8 protein-coding genes are annotated in these 10,668 nt (G+C 58.4%); 4 read left to right on the forward strand and 4 right to left on the reverse strand.

All coding sequences use genetic code 11. The features are described 5' to 3' along the window. Window positions 1–41: 41 nt before the first annotated feature. Window positions 42–3,815, reverse strand: coding sequence for an outer membrane protein assembly factor BamB family protein (locus NZK35_RS15705; RefSeq protein ID WP_259633482.1), 3,774 nt, complete (start codon window positions 3,813–3,815; stop codon window positions 42–44). A 265-nt stretch (window positions 3,816–4,080) separates the two neighbouring features. Between NZK35_RS15705 and NZK35_RS15710 the strand changes: the two genes are divergently transcribed. Continuing rightward, window positions 4,081–5,535 (forward strand): mechanosensitive ion channel family protein, encoded by a 1,455-nt coding sequence (locus NZK35_RS15710; protein ID WP_259633483.1) that lies wholly within the window; start codon window positions 4,081–4,083, stop codon window positions 5,533–5,535. Between the two features lie 57 nt (window positions 5,536–5,592). Here NZK35_RS15710 and NZK35_RS15715 read toward each other — a convergent pair whose 3' ends face one another. Then, complete coding sequence (locus NZK35_RS15715) at window positions 5,593–7,056, reverse strand: hypothetical protein (RefSeq protein WP_259633484.1); 1,464 nt, start codon at window positions 7,054–7,056, stop codon at window positions 5,593–5,595. A 505-nt stretch (window positions 7,057–7,561) separates the two neighbouring features. Here NZK35_RS15715 and NZK35_RS15720 point away from each other — a divergent pair. Beyond that, window positions 7,562–7,837, forward strand: coding sequence for an RNA recognition motif domain-containing protein (locus NZK35_RS15720; RefSeq protein WP_259633485.1), 276 nt, complete (start codon window positions 7,562–7,564; stop codon window positions 7,835–7,837). Between the two features lie 137 nt (window positions 7,838–7,974). On the opposite strand, the gene NZK35_RS15725 is transcribed toward NZK35_RS15720, so the two are convergent. After that, the gene (locus tag NZK35_RS15725; RefSeq protein ID WP_259633486.1) at window positions 7,975–8,100 is read right to left on the reverse strand and encodes a hypothetical protein; all 126 of its coding nucleotides are present in this window, start codon (window positions 8,098–8,100) and stop codon (window positions 7,975–7,977) included. Between the two features lie 27 nt (window positions 8,101–8,127). Here NZK35_RS15725 and NZK35_RS15730 point away from each other — a divergent pair, with 27 nt between their 5' ends. Together NZK35_RS15730 and NZK35_RS15735 are read left to right on the forward strand one after the other, a co-directional pair. Further along, window positions 8,128–8,568 (forward strand): STAS domain-containing protein, encoded by a 441-nt coding sequence (locus NZK35_RS15730; protein WP_259633487.1) that lies wholly within the window; start codon window positions 8,128–8,130, stop codon window positions 8,566–8,568. A gap of 235 nt (window positions 8,569–8,803) precedes the next feature. Next, the gene (locus NZK35_RS15735) at window positions 8,804–9,949 is read left to right on the forward strand and encodes a hypothetical protein (RefSeq protein WP_259633488.1); all 1,146 of its coding nucleotides are present in this window, start codon (window positions 8,804–8,806) and stop codon (window positions 9,947–9,949) included. Between the two features lie 6 nt (window positions 9,950–9,955). Here the strand turns inward: NZK35_RS15735 and NZK35_RS15740 are convergent, their stop codons facing one another. Further along, complete coding sequence (locus NZK35_RS15740; RefSeq protein WP_259633489.1) at window positions 9,956–10,462, reverse strand: hypothetical protein; 507 nt, start codon at window positions 10,460–10,462, stop codon at window positions 9,956–9,958. Window positions 10,463–10,668: the final 206 nt, after the last annotated feature.

A 10,668-nucleotide genomic window follows, 5' to 3' on the forward strand; every position in this document is an offset into this window, starting at 1 on the left:
AGCGGCAATCGCTTCACAGCGTTGCCCGCCAGGGTTGCGTTTCATTGCCGTTCGAGCTTGATTCCCGAGAGCACGGGTGCGCCTTGCTTGGCGATGAATTGGACCTGCAATTCGTTGCCGATCTCGACGTCATGGAACGCCAACGTGGACGTGGTTTGTTCGACGCCATCGATCGTGACGTTTTCGGCGACGCGTTTGTTTTGCAGGTGGACGTCAAACACGCGAGTCTCTTTTTCGCCCGGTTGGGGAGCTGCGAAGACCAGTTCGACGTCGTAGCGTTTCATCTCGCGTTCTTCCTCGTGCTCGCCGGGCGCATCGTTTTTGTCGGTCAGCGTCAGTGCCAGCCGCAGTTCCGTGATGCCGTCGGCTCCCGAGGCTGCGACCCACGGCCGATCGGCGAACGGGGCGGTGGATGAGTGGCGGGAGAAATAACGTGTGTCCGGATTCGTCATGACGGAAAGTGGTGGTGAATCGCCGGCGACGACGGGGTGTTCCAACCACAACATGCCGTCTTCGTCACGGCGATCGCCGGGGGCGCCAAAGTTGATCGCCAAGTTGCGAATCATTTCGCCGGGTCGGGCGTCCGAGGCGCCGTTGTGCACGCTCCACGTTTCGATCTCCGGCATGTGAACGAGCGCCAACGACGTTTGGTTTTGATAGGCGCAGCTGCACGTGCGGGTGTAGTCGGGGGCATTCAAGACGCCGTTGGCGACGACCAGATTGGACGTGCAACCGGATTTGAAACCGCCTAAGTTTCCCGTCCCCGAATGGGTCAGCAAGTCGTAGAAGCCCGCCGCGCCGGAGCGGAACGTCAGCAGGTTCTCGCTGGCGATGATGCTGTTGCATCCATAAGCACGGGTGATTTTCCACGGTTCAGATTCACCGGTCAGCGGGTTCTCGAGCAGCTTCGGTTTGCCGGTTTCCAAGAAGAAAGCACCGGCGGACTCGGAGTAAGAGTTGGCGTTGGTGATGATCAAGTCGTTGTGCAAGATGCACGGTCCGGAGTACTGCAACGACGGATTGCTCCATTTCACCGATCCATCATCGCCGCGGTAGACTGCCATGCCCGCGGCGACTTCGTCGGCCAGTCGGTCGCTGGCCCTGGCACCGGCCTGAAGCAGCAAGTCGTGTTGCTCGGAATAACCGAGCCAGCTGCCGAAGATGTTGTCGCTGATTTCCCACTCCTGCTTTCCGGTCTGAAAGTCGAAGGCCATGATGCGGTAGGTGTCGCTGCGTGACTGACCGCGACGCAGCAACGCGTCTGCGATTTGTTTGGGCGTGCGATCGAGGCAATAGACCTTACCGCCACCGGCGACGATGCCGTTGTGCCAAAAACTGTGACGGGCGTCGACTTTCCAAAGTTGTTTGCCGCTGTGGCGATCAAAGCCGACGAGCGCCACGCTGGCGGCGCGATCATAGCTTTTGGATCCGAAACCGGCTTTGTTAGATTTCAGTTTCTTGTCGGAATCGAACGAAAGATGATTTCGCTCGCGATACATCGCGAATCCGAGGCCGCCGATCAACACATCTTTGTAAACCCCCAGATAACCCCACTGCTCTTGTTCGCCCGTCGGTGACGGTGGAAGCTGGAAGTCGGTGATCAACTCTCCCGTCGCCGGATCAAGTGCGTGGCAAACGCTTCCTTCGACGATGTAGACACGGTCCTCGGTGACGACGTAATTGGTTCCGCGAGCATTCGCCCCAGGGATATGCACCTGGTTGTACTTCGGGTCCAGTGGCAGGTTCTCGTAGGTCTGGTCGTAGTAGACGTCATAGGTGCCCAGGTCGGCAAAGTCGCGTTTCCAGAGGACGCGGCCGGTGTAGACGTCGCGGGCGCTCAGCGAGTTCATGCCCTGAATAAACAGGCGGCCGCCGACCACTTGTTCCGGTGGACCGTGCCCGTGCCGCGGCAGCACGTCCATGTTGCTACTGCCCCCGAACCACAGCACGCCCAACGGCAGCTTGACACGGGAGTCGTTGGATTTGACGGTGTTGGCGATGTCGCCGTATTGATGGGTCCAATCGGCTGATCCCGGCAGGGCGCCTGCGCGTCGCACGATCACGCCGTGTTCGCCGGTCGTGACGACGGCTTGTTCCAGATGCATCGCACCGACACGTTGTGCGATCGCAGCCTGGTTGTCGTGACCGAGCAGGTGCATGACGCCGCCGTAGGGGCGTACGGATTGATAGATGGATTGGATTTCGGCTTCGTCGAGTTGTTCTGCATCCGCAACGAACACCATGTTTGCGACGTAGTTCGGTGATTGGAATGATCGGGGATCGCTGTGGTGGACCGTGACGCGGCCGTAATGGCCGTCGGCGTCCAGACGTCGACGCGTCCGATCGATCGCGGCGGAATCCGTGTCGACAATCGCCAATTGCACAAAGGGTGACTCGGCAGCCATGGCCATCGCGGTCGGGTGATCACAGCGACCGAACCAGAATGCGTATCCGGAGGCATCGCCGGTGGCCAGTAACTCGCCGGCAACCCGCCTCGCGTCATCGGACGGATTTCTCTGGCCTGGTGGATCGTCGCCAGGTTGTGCCATTGGCTTGCCGCGGCCATAGCACCGCAGTCGCCCGTCGATCGAAACGGCGAACAGTTTGCCATCGGCAACGATCAATCGCTCGATCGGCTTGTCGGTCGGAATCGATTTCACGATCCTTGCGGGACGGTTGGATTCGGGCAACTGAATCACGGTGATCTGCTTTGCCCCGGCGGCGATCAGTTGCCGACCGGCCAAAATTAAATCGCCGCTGCCGTCAGCTTCGATTTCCCAATCCAGTTTCTGATCGGCTCGGTAGGCACGAACAAGGCTGCCGTCGTCTTTGGATTCTGCGGAATAAACCGTGCCGTCGTGCAGCACCGGTTCGTTGGGCATGAACGCGGTTTTGACGCCGTCGTCCAACTTGAAGGCCCGCGTTCCTTTCTTGCGGGTGTGAACATAGAAGTGTTGGTGATCCGCGGCGACGAAGGAACCGCCGGTTCCTTTTCCCCCGGCGTTTAATTCGAAGTAACGCATTTCGCCGTCGTCGCGTCCGAACACGGCCGGGACGGAGCGACCGCCCGGCACGATCAACAGCGACTCGGTTGCGACCAATGCTCCCTGTGGCGCAACCCCGGCAAACGACGGGGCGCTGTGCGGCTGTTTGATGTACTGGGAACCGGTGCGATCGTTGACCCAGCGGACTTCGCCCGTCTGTGCATCGAGTGCATAGATGAATGTGCCCATGAAGGGCCAAATGCTGGCGGCAAAATAGACGGTGTCGTCACGCACGACCGGACCGCCGCGGGCCGGCCAGGCCGAGGTCAGCCGCCGGTTGCCGATCGCGTGCTGAGCATTCGGCGCGCCGTTAAATTTCCATTGCAATGCTCCGTCGGCGGCGTCGACGCAGTACAAGCAGCCGTCGTCGCTGGTGAAATAGACCTGCCCTGCCGATCCCACCGGAGGCATGCGGACGGGAGCTTCGGTGTAAAACGTCCAAAGCTGTTGGCCGGTGTCGGTATCCATCGCGACGACTTTATCGCGATCATTGAATCCGACGATCAGGCGTCCGTCGATGACGATCGGTTCAAAGACCCGGTCATACGTCATCAAGTCCAGATTCAGCGGATCATCCCAAGCCTGAGTTCGCGCGGAGAACTGTTTCTGCCACACCAAGTTCAATTCGCTGTCCAACTCGTTCGGGCTGGCAGCCGAGCGGGTGGCGTCGTAGCGCCACATCGGCCAGTCGTCCGCGGCAACAACGGGCGAACTCAGGAGGGTCAGGAGGGCAAGGTGGGAGACGTAGTTCGCGAGCCTGCGAGCGGACATTCGAATTCCAGGAGGGTTGAGTGGCGGGAGCGCCGGTGTGATGGCGCTGGCTCTGAGGGTACGTCCGCATGCTCGGCCTTTCAGATGGGGCAGGAGCGGACAACAGTGGGAGCACCGGTGGGCGGAAAAGTTGTCTTTCGCGTCTTCCTGTCACCGATCTCGGACATCTTACCCGGCAACGACTTGGCAATCAGCGCGAAACCTTAAGAATGAAGGCATCTTCATTCCAATTCGGATGCCGTCGACACATCGAGCGAAAGTTCAAATGTTTTTTTCCAGATCCGTTCTCGTTGCGATCGCAATGCTCGCCTCGTGCCCGATACCGCTATTGGCCCAGTCGGGCGGCGATTCCGGCAGCGATTCCGGCAGCGATTCCTCCCTGCCCGCGGTCCGAATCAGCGACCCCCAGATCCCGATCGATCAATTGCAGATCAAGGTCAAACCGATGACCAAATCGGAGCTCCAGCGTGAGGCGGACGCGTGGTTCGCCCTGCTGCGGGCCAAGGGCGGGCAAATCGCCGAGGCTCGCTTGGGGGTGAAGCAGGTGATCAGCGATCTGGAAACCACGGCTGCCGAAGCGACCGAAGCTGCCGGAGCGACGACGGGTTCGGAAGCGGCCGACGGCGCCGCCGAAGTCGAGGTCGCCGAAGTCGGCGCCGCCGAAGTCGAGGCCGCCGAAGTCGCGGCCGCCGAAGTCGAGATGGCGGAGGCGAAGCAAGGTCTGCTGGCAGACGTCAATGTCCTTCAGGATGAGCGGACGGCTCTGAGCGACCGATTGGAAGTCGTGCTGGATTCGCTCGAACTCAAGGGAGGAGAGGCCGAAGAGTATCGCAGTTACCTGGCCGCGGTCTCGGGAATCGAATTGGATACTTCCGATGTTCAAACCGCGTGGTCTGGGTTTGTGGGCTGGTTGATGTCACGGGAGGGAGGTCAGCGTTGGGCTTGGAATCTGGCCCGATTCGTTGCCATCTTGGTGATCACGTCCATCATCGCGCGGATCATCGCCAAGATCGTCAACTGGTTGCTCGATCGGAAGGTCAAAATCTCTCAGTTGGCCGAACGGATGATTTCCAACTCGATCAAGAATGTGGTGTTTGTGATCGGGTTTGCGGTTGCACTGACGGCGCTGGAGATTGATATCACGCCGATCGTGGCGGCGATCGGAGCGACCGGCTTGGTCGTCGGTCTGGCCCTGCAAGGGACGCTCAGCAACTTTGCCAGCGGATTGATGATCCTGGTCAATCGTCCCTTCGATGTCGGCAACGTCGTCACGGCCGGCGGCATCACGGGGACGGTCGACAAGATGAACCTGATCTCCACGACGTTCCGGACCTTCGACAATCAGACGATCCATGTGCCCAACAATTCGATCTGGAACAACGTCATCACCAACATCACGGCCAATGAAAACCGTCGCGTCGACATGGAATTTGGAATCGGGTACGGCGATGATTTCGAGCAAGCCGAACAGATCATCCTGGAGGTGGTCAAGTCACACGATCTTGTCTTGGAGGATCCCGCACCGGTCGTCGTGACCCATGCCCTGGCGGATTCGTCGGTCAACATCGTCTGTCGGCCTTGGGCCAAGACGGGTGATTGGTGGCAGGTCAAAACCGACGTCACTCGAGCCGTGAAGCGTCGCTTCGATGAAGCCGGCATCTCGATCCCGTTCCCTCAGCGAGACGTCTACGTGCACCAAGTCGACGCGGCGAAGAAGTAGGACTGATTGGTGGCAGCGAAACGAACCTCGCTAGCGATCAATTCGAGATGGACGTTTCTAGGAACCCGTTCTTGTCAGCAATTCGCCGTCGTTCGAAATCAGTCTGGAAAGCTCAGGCAGTGGTTTCGTCCTCAGCTGATCGTAGAGCGTTTCGCGATCGTCACCGAGTGACTCGAGAAACGTCTTCCGCGTCGATTCAAAAACGTTCTGGGTGCCTTCGGTGACCGACCAGCCCGACTGAATGAATCGATAATAACGCGCGACCAATCGCAGATTCTTCAATTGGGCGCGTGTCACTTGATCGATCTCCGCGGCAGAGTCTTGTTGATGAATTTGCGCAATCAATTTCAATCGTTTGGCGTCGTTACCAAGCCGGACGATGTCACGACGCAACGTGTGGTTGACGCCATCGGCATCCTCTCTTCCCCAGATATCGAACCGCCGCTGGGAACGGTCGGGGCGAATCCGCTGCTTTAGCAACGCCGCGGTGATCTCGGTCGCAAGAGCAACCAGCTCGGCCGCCTGCTGTGCGGTCACCGATTCGGGCGGCACTCGCACAATGGCTTTGAGGGCGGTTCTGGTCCCGCGTGAGTCATCGGCGACCCCGTCGAATCCGCTCTGGCCGCCGTCGGCATAGTCTTTCAGTCGGGTGAGTAACTGTTCAATCGTGATGGGCTCCCGCTGGCGATCGGCGCGTTCAAGTGCGACGTCGACGAACCAATCGAGGCCAGGGCCATCGAGCACGGACTGCTCGTACTCTCGAAGCACATGCATGATGCGCTGGCTGCCGGCGAGTTCAGGTTGGTCGATGATCTGCACCAGCGCGTTGGGAAGCATGCTCATGACGTGTCGTGCTGTTTCCGCTTGGTCTTCGCGAGCGTTCTTGGCGGCATATTGGCTGACCGCGTTTTTCAACGTCAGTCCGAAAGACCGCTGGCGGAGTGCCATCAAGTCGTCGCCCGCGATCGGCGGCGCAACATAGGGGCGGCTGCCGGAGATCGCGGCTCGGTAAAACGCATCGTCGCTAGACAATTGCCACGCCGCCGTTTCGCCGTCCACGGTGGAGTCGACATGATGGAAGATCTCGTGATGGAACGTGAGTGCCAACTGTCCCTCGCTGTACAGGGCCGCGGCGATCGCGTCGCTGCCGTTGTAGACGCCAAAGTATCGGTAGCCCCCAAGCTGTTTGTCATAGGGTCGATTTCGGTCCGACGTTCTCTTTGACGCACAGGCGGCGAAGACCCCGATGGTCTTGAGACCGACTTCTTCCAAATACCTGGGCGGATACATCTTTGCTTCCTGCAGACAAATCGCCGCGGCGAGTGCCTTCCCTCGCTCGTCGAGCGGTTTGAGCACGTCATGGTACCGACCGGGGGGAAGTTCATCGCGATGAAAGACAAGGGTCGCGCCGGAGTACTCATGGAACGTTTGCAGCAGAGAATCGAGCGTTGGTCCGCTGGCGATCGCCGACTGAAACGTCAGCGATGCAAACAGGATCACAAGAAAAGAGCGTCGGATCATCGTTGTCTCGGTAGCCGGAATCCAAGCGGGTAGTTCAAGTTTCCATTCCAAGGACACTCGGTCCGCCAAAAATTATAGCCGAACTTTGATGCTGCAAACCGTGCATCAGGCAGTTGTTACGTCGACATGCTGAATCGATTTGGACATTGCCGCTGGATTATCGACCGCACACAGTCGATTAGTGTTATATTGGATTGCGTCGTGATTTATGGTGAAGAGCGAAGTGCGGCTTGCACTGTCTTCCCTCCGCGACCCAGGAAGATTGAGAGAGCTTTGGAAAAGTAGTTTCGGATAGTTGTTGTTACGGATGAGTTGGATTTTCGTTCCGGGCCGAGCTTTTTAAAGTTCTCTGTGATTGATCCTTTCGATTCTTCTGGCGCTCGCGGCTGGAAATATTTGGTGCATCGCACCACCTTGTGTCCCTGATCCATCGATCGTGGGCCTCTCTTTTGACTCCTGTTTTATTTCCGTGAACACGGAAAACACCTCAAAAAGGAGTTCAAGTATGAACATTTATGTTGGAAATCTTAGCTTTGACGCCACCGAAAACGATGTCGAAACAGCCTTCGGCGAGTACGGCGACGTGAAGTCGGTCAACGTGATCAAAGATCGCGAAACCGGCCGTTCACGCGGATTCGGGTTTGTCGAAATGCGAGACCGTGAAGCCGGCATGGAAGCGATCAGCGGCATCGACCAAAAATCGATCTGCGGCCGCGACGTGACGGTCAACGAAGCCAAACCGCGCGAAGAGCGTGGCAATGGCGGTGGCGGACGTTGGTAACGACCGCTGAGGAAAACTTGAACGCGACGTGAAGCGTCGCGTGGCATTCGCGTTTTGGGCGCCGCTGGCAAAAGCCGCCGCCCACCACGCGTGCCGACCGCCTGATCACTCGTGTGTGCATCAGCGGACTTCTTTTGTCAGGCAGGCGCCGTCTTGGTGTACCGTCGCGACAACGAACGATCGCCGAGTCCGTCGTCCAGCGACGCCTCCATCGCGACGTTTGACGGGCGCGTCCGATCGATCGCCCGCAACTTGTCCGTCATGGCCCGTGAGCCGGCGGATCTACCCGAATGAGAATATTGGCGATGGCAAAATACCGACACCGAACGTTTGAAATGTTTGAGTTCCATGACGAGGCCGCCGCCGCCCTGGCGGTCAAACCGCGTGAACCGGTGCGGCCCCTGGGCAACTTGGATGGAGAACCGATGGAGAGCTTGAACATCACGGTTCTGGATCAGATTCTCCATGTCCGATTCGATCCCGACGTCCTGGACGGCGAAGAAGAATCGGAGAGCCAACTGCGCGGCGACCTGACGCGGCTGGCCAAATGGCTGCAGAACGACAGCCGCGTGATCGTGGATTTCGAAGGGATCAGCCAATTCACGCCCGCGTCGATCGAAGCCCTGGAGACGTTTTATCAGCGGCTAAAAGCCAAGGGCAGCCGGCTGGTGCTCTGCAATCTGGACGCCGACGTAAAAGCCTCGTTTTATCCATCGCGTCTGCCACGCTGATGTCGATCCCGATGTGCAACGCTATGAAGCATGTTTTAGCGGTAGGGCGCGAGCCCTCCGGTGTTTGGGCAAAGATGCGGAACCGGAGGGCTCGCGCCCTGCCGCTAGGACCTTAAGAACCAGAGGGCAAAAATGCTTCACAGCGTTGCCCGATCGAGTTGCCAGTGCGGCTGAGAAAGGTCTGCTAAAATCGCCTCCTGCTTTTAGTCCGATTCCTTTCAATTTGCTGTCCGTTATGGCAACTGGAACCCCATCGCCCGCGTGTCTGTCGTTGAAGCTGCGAGATTCCTGGAAAACTCTGGCACGTGTTGTACTCTGGTGCGTCTCGACACTCGGTGCCGCCGACGTCATCGCCCAGGGGCCATCGATTCCCGAAGCACAGATCGTTCTATTCACGCCGAGCGATGTTCAGCCGCCTCCGAGGGCAGGCTATTTGGATCGGCTGAATCAATTCGGTTTATACGCCGAGCAGTTTTTCCATGACGGGCTGACCGATTGGGGGTATGCGCCGGCTCGGAAGGAAATCTTTCATCGTGGTGACGACGGCAACCTCTCGGTGATTCACGTCAAGGGTGATCTGCCGGCCGCCGGCGGTGCCTACAAGAAACAGTGGATCAGTCGCCAAGTCCACGACAAACTGAAACGTGACCACGGCATCAAGATCGCCGGGAATCTGTATTGGATCTTCGTTTACGTCGGTGATCCGCCGGTCAGGCATGACAGCTATCGCGGATCAGGCAATTCCAAAGACGGTGGCTGGGCGGTGCTGAACTACACCAACCTGCCGGGGAAAATTTCACCGCGCAGCCAAATGGTCACGCCGCTCAACGACAAGCTGACGCTGAAGGGGTGTATCCACGAATTTGGTCATGGTCTGGGGTTGCCGCACATCGGACCGAAAGTTGAGTTGGGCAAGGGCAATACGTTGATGGGACCGGTCAATCGGATTTATGCCTTCCACAAAATGCCGAACCGGACCAAGGCGTACCTGTCCGAAGCCAGCGCCGCGATTCTTTCCACCCATCCAGTCTTCACCGGTGACCCGACGGCGCGAAACAGGCTGCCTAAGACAAGTTTCCGGCAAGTGACGGCGGACTACGATCGCAAGACCCACGCGATTGAAGTTCGCGGGCAATTGGAAACCGATTTCCCCGTTCATCGTGTCGTGGTGATCGATGATCGCGATGACAAAATTGGTGGTTACTGGGTCAAGGGCTTTGTCGCCCAAGTCGACCCGCAATCGCGTTTCTCGATCTCGATTCCCAACCCCGGGCGCAAGGGACAACTGAAAATACTGGCCGTTTACAACAATGGTGCCTTCACCGGTAACGGGACCAAACGCGGGATCGACAGCGCAACGCTTGTGCCGTATCGCTTTTAGTGCTCGTCAATCCCGATCGGTCACATGTTCGATTTGAACTCGCCGGTTCTTTTTCAAGACCAAGGCGATCCACGACGCGAGTTCGTTGTTGATCTCGCTGGGGACATAGGTCAGCTTGACGAGATGCTTTGCGGATGGATCGTCGTCGATGACCGAACTCACGGCGAGCTTCAGCCCCTCGGCTCGCGTCCCATCGGCAAGCTGCCAGTGGTAGTGAAAGTGGCGTTCGAATTGGTATCGGCCGAATCGCAGTGATTCGCCGGTGACCGAGTGCCCCAAGGCCATCGGCGGATCGATGGGATTGGCGGCCTGGAGTTGAGCCATCACACTGGGGATTTGCATCAGACGCCGACTGAGTTCGTTGTCCATCGCTGCGACCTGATCGTCGAGTTCCTCGAAGGACGTTCGATGAAGTCGGCGTTTTTCCTTTTGGTTTGCGATCTGCAAACTCCAGGCAACTGCAAGGCCACAAACGGTGACCAGGACGAGCAACGTGCGTAATCGAAATGTCATCGGTTCTGCAGGCGGTTCTCCAGGGATTCAGCAAACGTCGGTGTATCGCCTTTCGGCGAGTTCGGGGCGCTGCAAAGCAGCGACAATGGGCGGCTAAAGCCCAATACCGCTAAGTTAACATGAATGAGGGGGCCCGGACGCTGGCGCGAACCGGCTGATGTCAAACGAATATCAGCCGTTTGGCGCGAGCCTACGGGCCCTCATCT

The organism is Stieleria sedimenti, assembly GCF_025060895.1.
Classification (GTDB): Bacteria; Planctomycetota; Planctomycetia; order Pirellulales; family Pirellulaceae; genus Stieleria; species Stieleria sedimenti.